Here is a 15,801-nt window from a genome sequence, read left to right as displayed (position 1 = left end):
TTATCTTCTATAGCAGTATCTCACCATCTAATACAGATAAATAGAACTCTTCCCCTTCTACTATTTCTGCACTTCCACTGCTAAACTCTGTAGCCAGTGACTTTAAATCGTCTATTCTCTCTTCTTCACAATATACAATTATTTTTACATCATCTGTATATTCTATATCCTTGACTTTGTAGGACCTATTTGCTAGTTCGTTTTGCATTTTTCCTAAAAGTGTATATTCTATAGAAATATCAATTTCTATAAATGGTTTTTTTTCAACAATTTTGCCCGCCTCTAGACCTATTTTTGCTCCCTTTGTGTATGCTCTGACCAATCCTCCCGCGCCAAGTTTTGTTCCACCAAAATATCTAGTGACTACTAGCACTACATTTCTTAGGTCTTCTTTTTTTATAATCTCTAGGCTTGGTATCCCCGCAGTACCCTGTGGCTCTCCATCATCACTATACCTTTGAATATTCATATTTTCCCCAACAGTATATGCCCATACATTATGAGTTGCATCCTTATATTTGGACTTCATTTCATCTATAAAGGCTCTTGCCTCTTCTTCACTTTCTATAGGTTTCGCTTGACCTATAAAAACTGACTTTTCTATCGTGAATTCATCTATACCGTATTTATGGAGCGTTCTATATGGCTTCACAAATTCACCTCCATTTCCATATTTATGTCAATTCATTATTTACTGGCAAATATCTTTTCCTCATATATTATTTTACATTATATATACACAGCTTTGCAACTTTATCACCGATATTATACATATTATCTGCAATAGTTTTCCTATAATATAGATTATGAAAAGATTTCATTTTATTTTTTTATTTATTCTAATATATTTTTTTACCAGTCTTTAGTTTTTTATTTTATTTTTATGTTTACGTTCCATCTATTTTTTTTAATTATAAACTATATTTTATATCCAAGCTTTTAATTTATAATTTTATTTTCAACTTATATTTTATGAAAATAAAAAACATGGTGCTATTAAAGCACCATGTATATAAACTTAATTCATATCTTCTTATTTAACCCTGATCAGCTATCTTATAGTTTTTGTATTTCTTATATGATACATCTACCAAAGATTTTTCTTTACTATGAGTTAACATCTCCAAAGCCTCAGAAATCTTATAGAAGCCACCATCTAAAAATTCACCACTCACATCAGATAAATCAGAATCCGATTCCATTACATACCACATGATAGCATTACAAACTCTCTGATTTCTACTTCTTGAGAAGAATTCATATATAGTGTCACCCGCAATATCTAGTATCCTTGCCTGAGATCCTGTCTCAAGTTTTACTCTCTGAATCGCACTTTCATGAGGAAGACTATCTCCAACTATTTTCCCCTTGGGTAGAGTCCACTCACCTCTATCATTCTTAACTAATAAAACCTTATTTGCATAAAATACAACACCGCCAGAACAACGTCTTACTATCATTTAGAATCCCTCCATTTTCATAAATACTCTTCTCTGCGCACCTACGCGAGTTATTTGTTGATACTGAATTTAGAATAGAGCTTTTCAATGGATGCTTCACATGCCCTAATAACATACTCTTTCTCAAATCCAGCCTTGTTCTTAACAAGATTTTCAAGAATTCTTATACTTTCCCTACTACCGATGTTACCAAGATATTTTGCACAATACTGTCTAACTTGAGGATTTTGATCAGAAAGACCAAGCTCAAGAATGTGACTGCTATCATCTGATCCAATCTTTCCTATTGCTGAATAAGAAATTCTTCTCAGATTAGAGTGATACCTCTCTGTTAATGGATATATTATATTTAAAAATCTATTATCCTTCAACTCTCCAGCTGCCCAAACTAACACCATCAAATCGTCAACATTCTCTATATTTAGAATGCCTCTATAGATTTTTCTTTTAAAATCAATTAGCGCCTTATCCTCTAACTGACTCAAAAATACTAGCCTCTCTTCTTTGGATAAAGATAAAAATAATTCCATCGTATCCTTTTCCTTAGACTGGCTCCCTCTATTGTACTTTCTTATCGATAGCTTTGCTTTTATCAAGTCATCATTGACATCCTCAAGGGATTTATTTCTGATTCTTGATATTTGTGGAACTGTAAGAGACTTCTTATAAAGGAGATATGTAATAAAGTAATCTTCAAGGTTATCTATATTTTCCCATCCTATTACCATCTTTCCCCCCTACAACTATTGTTATAACAAGCTTCATATCAAATGAATTTGCTATATACAAAACCCATAAACAATTTTTTGAATTTTTGTACTTCTTAATCTTATTATATCACTTAACAAGTATAAAATCACCTTTTTTACAAAAAACTATTATTTAAATAATAAAAAAACCGTTGCAAAATTTGCAACGGTTTATAATCTTCTTTAGTTCTAATTTTACAATTAGAGTTTTTATTAAAGAGATGACTTAGAGTAGAATTCGACTACTAGTGCATCATTAATTTCGATTGGCACTTCTTCTCTTTCAGGCATTCTTGTTAATACAGCTGAGAAATTATCCTGATTCTTAGTTATATAAGAATATTCATTTAAAGCTGCAGCTTCAAAGTTAGCCTTGAAAAGTTCATTTGTTCTGTACTTTTCTCTTAGTGATATTTCGTCTCCAACACTTACTATAAATGATGGTATATCAACTTTCTTTCCGTTTACATGAACGTGTCCGTGTCCTACCATCTGTCTAGCCTGTCTTACTGAGTTAGCTAGTCCCATTCTGTATACTAGGTTGTCTAGTCTACATTCTAAAGTAGTAACAAGTGCTGTACCAGTAGGTCCCTGAACCTTCTGAGCCTTTCTTACGTAGATTCTCATCTGCTTTTCACCTACACCATAGTAAGCTCTTAGTCTTTGCTTTTCAAGTAACTGCTGTCCATATGGTGAAAGCTTCTTATCACTTCTTGCAGTTCCTCTTCCAGCTCTATCCATAGCCTTTGGATGGCCACATACGTTTAGTCCTAGTCTTCTAGATAACTTGAACTTTGGTCCTCTTGTAATTGATGACATAATTCTTCTCCTTTTTAATTTAAAAATATTTTGTGGATGTGCACATGCACATTGTCCGCTTTAAGATGGATGTGTGAAGCAAACAACCCATATAAAAAATTCATCATTTCTTATATACACACCTTGCTTTACTACATTGTCCATTTAAAGGATTTTGTCATATTGGGTTTATACGACTGTTCTATTATACTATCTGTTTTTGATTTTGTAAAGTCTTTTTAAATTTTAATAATATCTTTTATATATTTTTCTATCAATAATATGTAATATATTCTATCTATCAAAACACATCAATCTATATTATATGTGTAGCTGTTTACCCTATATCTGCATATAAAAAAATATATAAATATGATTTTCTTCATAAAAGTTTGACAGTCGCTATATTTATTTTTTCTTGTCCATTTATATTTTCTCTGTAATGTTTATTATCAACTTCTTAAATACTTTATTCTTTATAAGCTACTTCATAATCTTTGTTTCTTAATAGTTGATATAGTTGATTTATAATATGGTTTATAAAAAATCAGAAATTCACTCCTATAAAAGTGGTGCAAAGAATCTCAATAAACACTGAATAATTCTTTTAGACAAGCTTCTCTTATCGTTAAGATAATCTTTAGTGACTTCTTTACTTTCAGATAGAACATCATCAAAATCTTCTTTTATTTTAGCAATTTCTCCCATATTATACATCAAGACACCATTTTCAAAATGAAGATACAAACTTCTGTAGTCCATATTTATAGTACCCAAAGCTGCCACACTATCATCACATATATACTGTTTAGCATGCATAAATCCAGGAGTATACTCATATATTTTGACTCCTCCACGTGCTAAGGCATTGTAATAAGATCTAGTCATTTTGTATATAAGTTTCTTGTCTGGTATACCTGGCGTAATAATTCTTACGTCTACACCCCTTTTGGCTGCAAGTACAAGTTCATCATTTGTACTATCATCTATTAATAGATATGGAGTCATAATATATAAATATTTTTTTGCATTTTTTGCCATGTTTAAATATACATTTTCTGCCAAGAGTTCTTCTATCAAAGGATTCTCTCCATATGGCTGTACAATACCACCATTGTCTGCATAATTTTCTTTTGTTATATTTATATAATCTCTTATATTTTCTTCTTCCATTTCTTGTGGATTTATTGCATACCACATTTCTAGAAACATCACTGTAAAGCTATCAACCGCTCTACCCTTGATCATCATTCCAGTATCTTTCCAATAGCCATATGGACTATCTATGTTGAAGTATCTATCGGCTAGGTTATATCCACCTGTAAAACCAACTTTACCATCTATTACAGTTATTTTTCTGTGATCTCTATTGTTCATAAATACATTTAAAAACGGAAGCATAGGATTAAATACCAAACACTTTATACCCTTTTCCTTAAGTCTTTGTCTAAAGCTTTTTCCGATAAACCCAACACTGCCCATATCGTCATATATAATTCTTACATCTACACCCTCTTTAACCTTTTTTTCAAGTATGTCCTCTATATTACGAAATGATACTGAGTCTTCTATCGCATGATATTCCATAAATATGAAATTTTTTGCTTTCTTTAACTCCCTTTTCTGTGCTTCTATTCCTATATCTGCATCTTTATGATACTCAACTTGACATCCCCTATATGCAGGATATCCTCCTGTTTTTGATATGTAATGACTCTGCCCATACAAGCTTAGATCCATATTATATATATCATCTAGAAGTTCATCATCAGATTCTAGATTGCTTCCCAACTTACCAACAATTGACCTAAATTTTTTCTTTGTAAAATACAAGGATGCATTTCCTTGAAATAATATATAAAATACTAATCCAGCAACTGGAAACACCAATAATAATACCATCCATGGAATTTTAATGTCAGACTTGGTATGTTTTCCATATATTCTAAGAACTACCAATATTGCTATTGCCTTGGTTATACCTGCAGTAACAGGATAGTAATCATGTATCTTATGCACCTGAAACAAAATCCAAACTACCTGAAGTAAAAAACCTAGGGCGGCTATCGCAGCACGTCCAATACTATTTCTGCCTCTCTCTTCCAAGCTAATCACTCCCTTCGTACAGTATAATCTAACACCTTACTATTTATTTTGTCTAGCTATTTCTGATATTTCTCCAAATTTTTTTATTATATATTCATAATTTTCCCTCTTATGTGGCAAAATACAATCTGTACAGTCTTTTACCCCCTTTTCATTGTATTTATATTTTCCACCACATTTACTTCCTAGAGCATATAATGGACAATAACAAAATAGACAATTAAAATTATCTATATCCTCTGTCTCGTGACATGGAAAATATTCGCATTTTTTATGACTAAAAAACTTATACTCCTTATTCATATAATCACTTCCTTTAAATTATTTTTGTTAAAAATACCTCATAAGTTTGTGTTCATTATTATTAAAAAATTTTCTATTTTTTAATAATTTGCTTTGCACTTTATAAAAAACGCATAAATTGCTTAAAAAACTCTATTTTCTTTATAAATTATTTTATTCTATCATTTTTATCATTTTATTATACCATACAAAGTAGTTCACAAACAGCATATATGTGTTGAATTTAGATTATTATTTGTCAAAGTATGTTTATTTAACTGCTAATAAAAACATTGAAAATATGATATAATTATAGTATATAGAAAGAAAATAACGAATTTTTAGAAAGGAGATATTCTATATTGAGATAGGTGTAGGTTTTATCTTGATACTAAGAATAAATTTTATAATTTAATGAGTGATTTGAATATTAGTAATGAAGAGCTTATGAATCTTCGAGAGAAAGCACTCTGTGTAGGTCTAAACCTTACATCATCAAGCAGAGACACTGAACGAATATCTATAGAAGAATCTATGGATGAGTTAAAGGAGCTTGTAAGAGCTGCTGGTGCCCAAGTTGTAGGTGAAATAGTACAAAACCGTTCGTCTGTAGATACTGCTACCTATCTGGGTAGTGGTAAAATTGATGAAATAAAAAACTATGCTGAAGGATTAGATGCTACAATGGTAGTGTTTAACGATGAATTATCTGGAGCTCAAATAAAAAACATAGAAAATATTGTCGGTAAAAAAATAATCGACAGAACTACTTTAATACTAGACATATTTGCACAAAGAGCTAGAAGTAAAGAGGGTAAATTACAAGTAGAGCTTGCTCAATTAAAATATAGACTTCCTAGACTATATGGTATGGGAGGACAGATGAGCAAAACCGGAGCTGGTATAGGTACTAGAGGTCCTGGTGAACAAAAGCTTGAAAAAGATAAAAGGCACATTCTAAACCGTGCAAACAATATTAGAAGAGAATTAAAAGAAGTTGCCAAAAATAGAGAGGTTCAAAGAGCACAAAGACAAAAAAATCAAATTCCAATAGTAGCATTAGTCGGCTATACAAATTCTGGCAAGTCTACTCTACTAAATGAACTGATAAAAACTCATCCTGATTACGAAAATGAAAAAGAAGTTTTTGTTAAGGATATGCTTTTTGCGACACTTGATGTAACTCTAAGAAAGGCACTACTTCCAAATAAAAAGGAATTCTTACTTGTAGATACTGTTGGTTTTGTCAGTAAGTTACCTCATGATTTGATAGAAGCTTTTAAGGCTACTTTAGAAGAGGTTCAATACGCTGATTTAATAATCCACGTAATAGATGCTACTAACGAAAGTTCTGATATACAGAAGTTCACAACAGAGAGCGTTTTAAAAGATTTAAAAGCAGATGAAAAAAAGACAATAACAGTCTACAATAAGATTGATCAATTAAACTTAGATGTCTACCCAAAGAATCAAGATGATGTTGTATATATTTCCGCAAAAAAAGGAATCAACATGGACAAACTAGTCAATCAGATTCAAAACTTTCTTATGGAAGACAGCTATGAAGTCAACCTATTAATACCTTTTGATAAGGGATATATCTTTAGCAATATTAAGGATAAATACCCTATTGATACATTTGAATATACAGACCAAGGAATTGATTTGGTCGTATCTCTTGATGAAGTTGACTACAATATATATAAAGAATATGTTAAAGAAATTTAGTATAAGTGTACAGTTTATTTAGGAGGTTAATATGGAAAGACTAATAATATCAAATAAAAATGTAAATAGCTTTGATGAGGTGGCAGTGACAATAGCTGTGGCTGAAGGCGAAAAAATACATGCTACAAGCGTTGAAGACTCTATGATTGAACTGAAAGAATTGGTTCAAGCTGCTGGAGCAGAAGTAAAAGCTGAAATTACACTTCACCAAAAAATAGATAAGGACTACTATTTAGATAAAGAAGCACTAGACTATTTAATGGTTGAAATAGAAAACCTAGATGTTAATATGCTAGTATTCATAGACGAGCTAACAGGAAGTCAAATTAAAAACCTTGAAGATTTAACAGGTAAGAAAATTGTAGACAGAACAATGCTTCTACTAGATATCTTATCTACTAGATCAAACAGAAGAGAAACTAAGCTTGAAATTGAAAAGGCTCAGCTAAGATATCGTCTTACTAGACTTGAAGGATTCCAAGGAATTTATAAATATGGAAATGGAATCTGTGTCAATAATCCAAATGGCAGAAGACTTCTTACAGATGAAGAAAAAATCAGAGAAAAATTGGATTCACTGGAAGTTGAACTTGCTATCACTGTTAAAAATAGATTCGTACAAAGATCAAAGAAAGTTGGAAATGAACTTCCTTTAGTTGCTTTCATAGGATATACAAATTCAGGTAAGTCTTCAATTATGAATAAACTTCTTGAGTTAGATCCTGATCATACAGAAGAAAGTGCTGTTATTGTAAAAGATAAGATGCTTTCTACACTTGATATGTCTTTGAGAAAGTCTACTCTACCAAATGGTAAAGAATATTTACTTGTGGATACAGTTGGATTTGTGAGTGATCTACCAGGTATTATGAGAGCTGCTTTTAGATCTACATTTGAAGAGTTAAGCTACGCAGACCTTATACTTACTGTATACGATGCGAGCTCATATGACTTAGACATTCAGAAAAATATTATGAATTATACAATGCAAAGAATAGGAATAACAAAGAAGAAAAATGTCAGCGTACTAAATAAAGTTGATAGAATCGAAAATATTCCTGAAAGCAGCGATGAAAAGATATATGTTTCTGCCAAATCTGGATACAACTTTGATCGTTTAATAAATGTTATTGAGCAAAACCTTTTTGAAAGTGAAGAAGAAGTTACTCTTTTGATACCATATTCAAGATTTGATGTATTTAATGAAATAAAAGAAAAAAGAGTTATAGAAATAGAAGATTTTGTTTTAAATGATATCGGTGTAGAACTTAATATTGTTTTAAACAATGGTGAGTTTGAAAAGTACAGAGATTTTATAAAATAGTATAAAACTAATTTATAAGATAATTTAATATAATATAAAAATGTGATGGCCAATTTGACCATCACATTTTTATTGGATAACACAGCAAATAGCAATATAAACAATAGTGTTTAAATCACCAAGTAAATAAATACTTTGCTATTAGCTTACTTTATAATCTATATTTTTGAAAATATAATCTTTATATATTAGCTTAGAAAAGCTTTCTTTTATTTTGTATAAAGATTCACCACTATGTAAGTTGCTAAAAGCAATTTTATAGTCTAGTATAACACAAGTTTAAGAATTAAGTATATCTAATATCATAGAATATCTATCTATGTAAGAGTGATTCCATTTTCTACATAATTCTTTTGCCTCTACTTCTGTTTCTACATTTAGATTTAGAGTCATGATATTTTTACGACCCTCTGTAACAATCAAAGTCACTACATAGGATGAATCTCCTTGAACAGAATAACTTGATTGTCTCTTTATTTCAGATGAAAATAATTCATCACTATTATCTCTAAGGTACTCATCTATTTTCTCTATGAAGAATTCTGGTATTCTATTTTGAAAGTTTATAAGAACCTCCAAACCACTTTGAGTTACTGCGTAAAGTGATGTATTATTTTTATTGTACTTCATTATCAGCTTTGATTCTATCATCTTTGGTAATAATGCCATAAGAGTAAAATAATTCATTACATCATTTTTCAGTATTATATGTGTAAGTTGCGACTCTGTAACATCTCTTTCCAGATTATTTAAAGTGTACAATACAACTAGTTTTTCAAGTATCAAATCATCTGTACCGTTTTCAAACATAGCTTTCTCCCATCTATATTATAAATAATGTATCTCTCCAACACAAAGTAAGAGATTTTATTTTATATTCCAATAATAATTTTAGATGAAATTTCTAAATATGTCAAAGTTTTTAAAATTAATTTTTTTTAATGATAGCTTCTCTTTTTCCAAACAATTAATGACAAATAGTTCATTTTCAACATCAAAACATTAACAAATTATAACAATAACGCAAAATAAATTGAAGTTTCATAAAAAAGTGCTAAAATAAGAGTGGGCGTTGAGAAAAAATTAAAATTAAATATGTACTAAAAATATGAACTACTAGGATAATTTTAATTTAAAATTTTAATATATTATATTTTAAGGAGTTATTTGTGATGATTATTAAATTTATAAAAAAGGTAATTGCTATAGGACTTTCTGTGGTTATGCTTTTACCAAATGTTGCATTCGGAGCTTCCCAAAGATTTAGTGATGGATTTTCAAAGTCTTCTATCATTTCTGACTTTGACACAGGAAGAGTTATATACGAAAAGAATCCAGACGAAAAATCAGCCATGGCAAGTATGTCAAAGATTATGACCTTACTTTTGACATTTGATGCTATAAAAGATAAAAAAGTTAGCCCAGATGATGTAATTACTATCAAAGCTAGTGATGTAAACAGAGAAGGTACAAACATAAAGCTAGAAGAAGGGGAAAAAATTACATTAAAAAATTTGATGGACGGTATGATGATTGTATCTGCAAATGATGCAGCACTTGCTATAGCTGGTCATGTTGGCGGTAGTTACAAAAATTTCAACGACATGATGAATAAAAAAGCAAAAGATATTGGAATGAAAAATACTACTTTTTACAATCCAAATGGACTTCCATATAAGATAAATCCAGATGGCAGTTCTGTAGAGAACACTACTACAGCTAGAGATGTCTTGACTCTTTCTAGATGGATGTATACTCACTATCCAGAAGAACTAACACAAATTACAGATCAAGAAAAATTAGTAGACACTAAAAAACATATAGATGAAAAAAGTACCAATCCCCTACTTCCTTTGATCAAAAATGTCGATGGCCTAAAAACAGGCTTCACAAGCAAGGCTGGCTATTGTCTTGCCTATTCAATGAAAGTTGATAAGGGTAACGGTAATGACGCCGCAAACAGGCTATTAGGCGTTACTATGGGTGCTGGAACAGAGAAAGATAGAGAAAAATCTGCATACAACTCTCTTATCTTTATAAATCAATATTATAAGACTAAAATTCTTTATGCAAAAGATAAGGAAATCACTACTGCGAAGATTAATAATTCCGATGCACTTAGCACAAAAGTATTTGCAAAAGAGGATGTTAAGACTTTAAAAAGAGTAGATGAGAATTTTAAAGAATCAATAAAGTATAAAAAAATAAGCATAAAAGATGCTAAGAAAAAACCAATAGGAGAATTAACAGTAACAGATAAGTATGATAATATAGTTACAAAATCCGACATATATATGAATATATCAGACCTATCTTTTACTTCTAAGATTAAACTGTATCTTGGTGCCTTTAAAAATCAAATTAAAAAACCAACCTACACTGGCGAATACCCAGTATTTACATTGAAATAAAGTATTTATAAATTTGAAAAGAAAAATGGTCGTTAGCATAAGCTAACGACCATTTTAAAATATCATAACATAACACTCTTTTTAATGAGATAATCTATAATAAAAAATTTATAGTTATTAAAAATTTCTACAAATTCTCCATCGCTATTTCTAAATACTCAAATCTATCAATAATTCCCCTACAAAATTATTAACAAAAACTTACTTTGAATACTGATGTACAATATTGGAAATATTATCTTCTAGCAAGTACAAAAATTGTATCATCTAATGTGCTAAACTTTATATCTGTTTTTTCTAATAATCCATATATAAAACTTCTTCTTAAAGGTATGTAATATTTGTTAAAATCTACATCTAGATAAGTCCAGTATTTCTGTGTTGTTGGTCTATTTCTTGTCCAAACTACCTCATCAAAGCTTTCACTCATTATTTTATTGAACTCTTCAGTAACCCCACCATCCAATAATAAGTTTCTGATTACATAATACATATAAATTACTGGGCGATTTTCATATTCTATGTTAATCTCTTTGCCCAGCTTATATAGTTCTTCTTTTAAATGATCCAGTAGGCCTTCATCCGCTCCAACTACCACCTTTACTGAATAGGCAAATCTATTTTCTACCTTACCTAAAGTCTTTTCCCACCACTTAATATCGCCATCGTGAGTTATTGCCACACTACAATCTTCTATTTTGCCATATTTTTCATCAATAACTTCGCCTAAATTCATATCTGGTAATTGTTCATTTGCCACCTTTACTACCGCCTGAACAAACTGTTCTTGTTGAAGTATTCTTCTATAGCTCTTTTTGAATTCATTGTTGTTTTTCTCTGTCATTTAATCCACACCCCTATATCTCAATATTTCAAACTGCATTTTTTACCTACATCAGTTTGTACACGATAATATCTTCACAACCTTTATATTCCTATACTTTATTATTAAAATCATTAGACTTTTTAAAAATTAATTTATATATCATAATACTGTTTTTTACAAATGTTTTATGTATTTATTTTTTCTAATTCGCATTGTATGTGAAAATATTTTCTCTTCTTAATTCTATTATACAATATTTAACAATATTTTTATAGCCTTTTATTGAATATTTTCAAAACTTTTTTACTATTCTTTTTTTTACTTTACTTTTTAAATAAAGAAAGGCGACCAATGGCCGCCTACTTTATTTAAAAATAAAATCTTTTTATCAACTTGTTATTTTATTAATAATTCTATATCATCTTCCACAGTACCGATTCCTGCTATACCGAAGTTTTCTACCAAAACATTTACAACGTTTGGAGATAAAAATGCTGGTAAAGTTGGTCCAAGGTGAATATTTTTTACACCTAGAGCTAGTAAAGCTAACAATACTATTACTGCTTTTTGTTCATACCAAGCTATATTATAAACTATTGGAAGATCATTTATATCATCTAGTCCAAATACTTCCTGAAGCTTCATAGCTATTACAGCTAGAGAATATGAGTCATTACACTGTCCAGCATCAAGTACTCTTGGTATTCCACCTATATCTCCTAGATTTAATTTGTTATATCTATATTTTGCACATCCTGCAGTAAGTATTACTGTATCAGATGGAAGAGCCTCTGCAAATTCAGTATAATAGTTTCTACCCTTCTGTCTACCGTCACATCCTGCCATTACTACAAACTTCTTGATGTCTCCATTTTCTACAGCTTCTACAATCTTGTCTGCTAGTGAGATTACCTGATTATGAGCAAATCCACCAACTATGCTTCCGTCTTCAATCTGAGTTGGAGACTGACATTTCTTTGCGTGTTCAATTATTTCACTAAAATCTTTTTCTGTTCCTATTGAACCTTCTATATGCTTACATCCAGGGAAACCTGCTGATCCTGTAGTATATATCTTATCCTTATAACTATCCTTTGGAGGAACTATACAGTTTGTAGTCATAAGTATTGGTCCATTAAAACTTTCAAACTCTTCTTTTTGCTTCCACCAAGCATTTCCGTAGTTACCTACTAGATTGTCATACTTCTTAAGTTCTGGATAATAGTTTGCTGGTAACATTTCAGAATGAGTATATATATCCACTCCTGTTCCCTTAGTTTGTTCTAGTAACTGCTTTAAATCACATAGGTCATGACCTGATATTAATATTCCAGGATTATTTCTTACGCCTATATTTACTTCTGTTATTTCAGGATTTCCGTATGTTGAAGTATTGGCATTATCTAATAATTCCATGCCCTTAACCCCTGCAGCACCTGTATCTAATACAAGAGCAATCAATTCATCTACACTCAAAGCAAGTGTTGTCTTGTACATTGCTTCTTGTAAGAATATATCTACTTCTTCATTATCAAAACCTAAAACATTTGCATGCTTAGAATATGCTGATAATCCTTTTAATCCATATATTACTAACTCTCTAAGACTTCTTACATCCTCATTTTCAGTTGCAAGAACTCCTACTATTCTAGATTTTTCGTCCATCTTATCTAGATCTCTCTCGTCCCAAAGAACAGCTTCTCCAAGATTTTCTTTATTATCAAGTCTAACCAACAAATCCTTCTTTATGTCTAGTGTCTGATACACTCTATTTACAAATATATCAAAATCGAAGTTTGCATTTGTTATAGTAGTAAATAAATTTAGAGTGATGTGATGATTTATTTCCTTAGGAACTTCTTTTCCCTCTGCTCTTAGCTTAGTTGTAACTTCTGAAAGTCCCTTTGTTACAAACATTAATAAATCCTGCATTCTTGCAACCTCTGAAGGTTTTCCACATACTCCCTTTACTGTACATCCTGAATTTCCTGCTGTTTCCTGACATTGAAAACAAAACATATTTAAATCTTTCATAACCATTCTCCTTTTCTTTTTTATATTTTCTAGTCACCATTTTGACTAATTGAATCATGAATACATTACTATTTATAGGCTTACAAATAGTTTTTTCTAAATTTTCCATATATTCTTATAATATACCATTTATGCTTTTTCTAAACATTAATAGATCTTTTTTCACATAAAATTCAATTAGCAACTTAAGTGTTTACTTCATTTCTTTATCTTGATTATTATTATATTCTATATAATTAAAAAAGTCCGTTGCAGATGCAACGAACTTAATGTTTTTTTCAAAATAACTTAATTAAATTTTTTATTGAGTTTTTAGCTATAATTTTTAAAATCTAGATTTATAAAAAAATATTCTCTAGAAAATTTTTATTAAAATATCACTAAATATTTAAGTAATTAAAATTTAAAAATAGCCTAGACCTGTAATTAATTTTATTTTAAGTCATCATTATTTTTTATGAATGTTCTTATATGTCCTACTAGGTATAGTGAACCTGCAGCAAATATTGCTTTTTTCTTTGCCTTAATGTTTTTTGCTTCTTTAGAACCTTTTTTGCTTCCCTTTTTCTTCGCTTTCAGCTTAGTATTTGTTTTTTCCTCATTAGATAGACTAACTATCTTATCTAATGAATGCTGCACTGCAGAATCAACATTTTCTATACAAACTATATCATCACAGTACATTCCTACCCTATATGCAAGTTCATCCACCTTCATAGCCCTTGGATTATCTGGCAAAGTAATAACTACTCTATCAAATTTTGGAACTAATATTTTTACTATAGCATCTACTTCCTTATCAGCCAAAACTCCTAAAATAAGAGTTTTATCCCATTCTTCGTCAAATAGCCTATCTATTTCGTCAGCTAAAAGTTGTGCAGCTTCAACATTATGTGCCCCATCTATCACAAATACTGGCTTTTCAGATATTAATTCCAATCTACCTGCCCATCGAGTATCTAACAAACCCTTTCTTAAACTTTCATCAGTGATATTAGAAAATATTGAATGCTCTCTCAAATACGATATCGTATTTACTGCCAAAACAGCATTTCTTATCTGATGTTCACCGATCATTCTAATCTTTATATCTTCAAAATTATTACCTAAATAATCTGTAAAACTAAATACCTGATTATTTAAGTTTGATTTCTTTATCTCTATTTTGTTATTATCAGTAACTATTACATTGGCATTTCTTTCATTGGCAATATTTTTAATTACTTCTTCTATATTTTTTTCCTGACCATATAGTATTACTTGACCATTTTCTTTTATAATTCCTGCTTTCTCAAATGCAATCTTTTCAACTGTATCTCCCAAAACTCCTATATGATCCTTGCTAATAGAGGCAATTACACTTAATAGTGATTTTTCAATGACATTTGTAGCATCAAATCTTCCTCCAAGGCCAACTTCTAGTACTAAAGCATCTACCTTTTCTCTATTATAGAAATAAAATGCTGTAGCAGTTACAATTTCAAACTCAGTTGGATGATTACAACCATCTTCCAGCATTTCATCTACCTTTTCTCTAACTTCACTAACACATTCAGCCAGATCTTCATCTTTGATTTCTTCACCGTCAATCCTTATTCTTTCGTTAAAACGCTCCAAAAAAGGAGATGTATAAAGACCAGTTTTATAACCACTTTCTACTAGCACACTTGATATAAAAGATGCTGTTGATCCCTTACCATTTGTACCTGCTATATGAATAATATTTAAATTATCCTGAGGATTATCTAATCTCCTCAAGAGTTCTCTAATACTATCTAATCCCAAAATCATTCCAAATCTATCTACACCATGTATATAATTTATTGCTTCTGTATAATTCATTTAAAAACAGATAAAAATCTGTACTCCCTTCAATTTATTTATACTTATATTATACATGTAATATACAATATTAAAAGTTTATTATTTCTTACAAAATCTATACTTTTATAGTTTTCTATTGCAAACTATACGGGCTATACTTTTGCTTAATAATAATGCATATCAAAAAATACACAAAAGTTGATTTTTATTTATAGATATGTTTTATAGTCTAGTCATATTTCCATATTAAAATCTATAG

General features: G+C 30.1%; 13 protein-coding genes. 3 read left to right on the top strand and 10 right to left on the bottom strand.

Translation table 11 applies throughout. The annotated features are described in order from the left end of the window. Positions 1–7: 7 nt before the first annotated feature. The 6 genes from RR561_RS06805 to RR561_RS06780 form a co-directional block, all read right to left on the bottom strand. On the bottom strand, positions 8–652 hold the full coding sequence (locus RR561_RS06805; RefSeq protein WP_332506805.1) for a YigZ family protein: 645 nt from the start codon (positions 650–652) through the stop codon (positions 8–10). Positions 653–1,037: 385 nt separating this feature from the next. Beyond that, entirely contained in the window at positions 1,038–1,460 is a 423-nt protein-coding gene (locus tag RR561_RS06800; protein ID WP_332506804.1) for an NUDIX hydrolase, read from the bottom strand. Between the two features lie 50 nt (positions 1,461–1,510). Beyond that, positions 1,511–2,188: a HEAT repeat domain-containing protein gene (locus RR561_RS06795; protein WP_332506802.1), complete on the bottom strand. Its 678-nt coding sequence runs from the start codon at positions 2,186–2,188 to the stop codon at positions 1,511–1,513. Positions 2,189–2,422: 234 nt separating this feature from the next. Beyond that, positions 2,423–3,028, bottom strand: coding sequence for a 30S ribosomal protein S4 (gene rpsD / locus RR561_RS06790; RefSeq protein ID WP_332506801.1), 606 nt, complete (start codon positions 3,026–3,028; stop codon positions 2,423–2,425). 540 nt (positions 3,029–3,568) lie between these two features. Next, positions 3,569–5,113, bottom strand: a complete 1,545-nt coding sequence (gene cls, locus RR561_RS06785; RefSeq protein WP_332506800.1) for a cardiolipin synthase — start codon at positions 5,111–5,113, stop codon at positions 3,569–3,571. A gap of 39 nt (positions 5,114–5,152) precedes the next feature. Continuing rightward, positions 5,153–5,416, bottom strand: coding sequence for a cysteine-rich small domain-containing protein (locus tag RR561_RS06780; RefSeq protein ID WP_332506799.1), 264 nt, complete (start codon positions 5,414–5,416; stop codon positions 5,153–5,155). Between the two features lie 393 nt (positions 5,417–5,809). Here RR561_RS06780 and hflX (RR561_RS06775) point away from each other — a divergent pair, with 393 nt between their 5' ends. Then, positions 5,810–7,123, top strand: coding sequence for a GTPase HflX (gene hflX, locus RR561_RS06775; protein ID WP_334309597.1), 1,314 nt, complete (start codon positions 5,810–5,812; stop codon positions 7,121–7,123). Between the two features lie 31 nt (positions 7,124–7,154). Beyond that, positions 7,155–8,447: a GTPase HflX gene (gene hflX / locus RR561_RS06770; protein WP_332506797.1), complete on the top strand. Its 1,293-nt coding sequence runs from the start codon at positions 7,155–7,157 to the stop codon at positions 8,445–8,447. Between the two features lie 279 nt (positions 8,448–8,726). Here hflX (RR561_RS06770) and RR561_RS06765 read toward each other — a convergent pair whose 3' ends face one another. After that, a complete protein-coding gene (locus RR561_RS06765) occupies positions 8,727–9,257 on the bottom strand; it encodes a DUF4364 family protein (protein ID WP_332506796.1) in 531 nt (176 codons plus the stop codon). A 362-nt stretch (positions 9,258–9,619) separates the two neighbouring features. On the opposite strand from RR561_RS06765, the gene RR561_RS06760 reads away from it, so the two are divergent. Then, entirely contained in the window at positions 9,620–10,858 is a 1,239-nt protein-coding gene (locus RR561_RS06760) for a D-alanyl-D-alanine carboxypeptidase family protein (protein WP_332506795.1), read from the top strand. A gap of 235 nt (positions 10,859–11,093) precedes the next feature. On the opposite strand, the gene RR561_RS06755 is transcribed toward RR561_RS06760, so the two are convergent. The 3 genes from RR561_RS06755 to RR561_RS06745 form a co-directional block, all read right to left on the bottom strand. Continuing rightward, entirely contained in the window at positions 11,094–11,702 is a 609-nt protein-coding gene (locus tag RR561_RS06755; protein WP_332506794.1) for a hypothetical protein, read from the bottom strand. A gap of 378 nt (positions 11,703–12,080) precedes the next feature. Continuing rightward, entirely contained in the window at positions 12,081–13,718 is a 1,638-nt protein-coding gene (gene hcp / locus RR561_RS06750; RefSeq protein ID WP_332506793.1) for a hydroxylamine reductase, read from the bottom strand. 432 nt (positions 13,719–14,150) lie between these two features. Further along, positions 14,151–15,560 carry a bifunctional folylpolyglutamate synthase/dihydrofolate synthase gene (locus tag RR561_RS06745; protein WP_332506792.1) on the bottom strand — a complete coding sequence of 470 codons (1,410 nt, stop codon included), beginning with the start codon at positions 15,558–15,560 and terminating at the stop codon, positions 14,151–14,153. Between the last annotated feature and the right edge of the window lie 241 nt (positions 15,561–15,801).

It is taken from the genome of Peptostreptococcus sp., from assembly GCF_036639115.1.
Lineage (GTDB): Bacteria > Bacillota > Clostridia > Peptostreptococcales > Peptostreptococcaceae > Peptostreptococcus.
Note: the sequence above shows the minus strand (reverse complement) of the source record. Positions and strands in the feature narration are given on the sequence as shown.

What these genes read in the sequence shown, in the direction of transcription:
- RR561_RS06800 (WP_332506804.1), bottom strand. Translation starts at nt 1,460, where the DNA reads ATGATAGTAAGACGTTGTTCTGGCGGTGTTGTATTTTATGCAAATAAG.
- RR561_RS06795 (WP_332506802.1), bottom strand. Translation starts at nt 2,188, where the DNA reads ATGGTAATAGGATGGGAAAATATAGATAACCTTGAAGATTACTTTATT.
- rpsD (WP_332506801.1), bottom strand. Translation starts at nt 3,028, where the DNA reads ATGTCATCAATTACAAGAGGACCAAAGTTCAAGTTATCTAGAAGACTA.
- RR561_RS06780 (WP_332506799.1), bottom strand. Translation starts at nt 5,416, where the DNA reads ATGAATAAGGAGTATAAGTTTTTTAGTCATAAAAAATGCGAATATTTT.
- hflX (WP_334309597.1), top strand. Translation starts at nt 5,810, where the DNA reads ATGAGTGATTTGAATATTAGTAATGAAGAGCTTATGAATCTTCGAGAG.
- hflX (WP_332506797.1), top strand. Translation starts at nt 7,155, where the DNA reads ATGGAAAGACTAATAATATCAAATAAAAATGTAAATAGCTTTGATGAG.
- RR561_RS06765 (WP_332506796.1), bottom strand. Translation starts at nt 9,257, where the DNA reads ATGTTTGAAAACGGTACAGATGATTTGATACTTGAAAAACTAGTTGTA.
- RR561_RS06760 (WP_332506795.1), top strand. Translation starts at nt 9,620, where the DNA reads ATGATTATTAAATTTATAAAAAAGGTAATTGCTATAGGACTTTCTGTG.
- RR561_RS06755 (WP_332506794.1), bottom strand. Translation starts at nt 11,702, where the DNA reads ATGACAGAGAAAAACAACAATGAATTCAAAAAGAGCTATAGAAGAATA.
- hcp (WP_332506793.1), bottom strand. Translation starts at nt 13,718, where the DNA reads ATGAAAGATTTAAATATGTTTTGTTTTCAATGTCAGGAAACAGCAGGA.
- RR561_RS06745 (WP_332506792.1), bottom strand. Translation starts at nt 15,560, where the DNA reads ATGAATTATACAGAAGCAATAAATTATATACATGGTGTAGATAGATTT.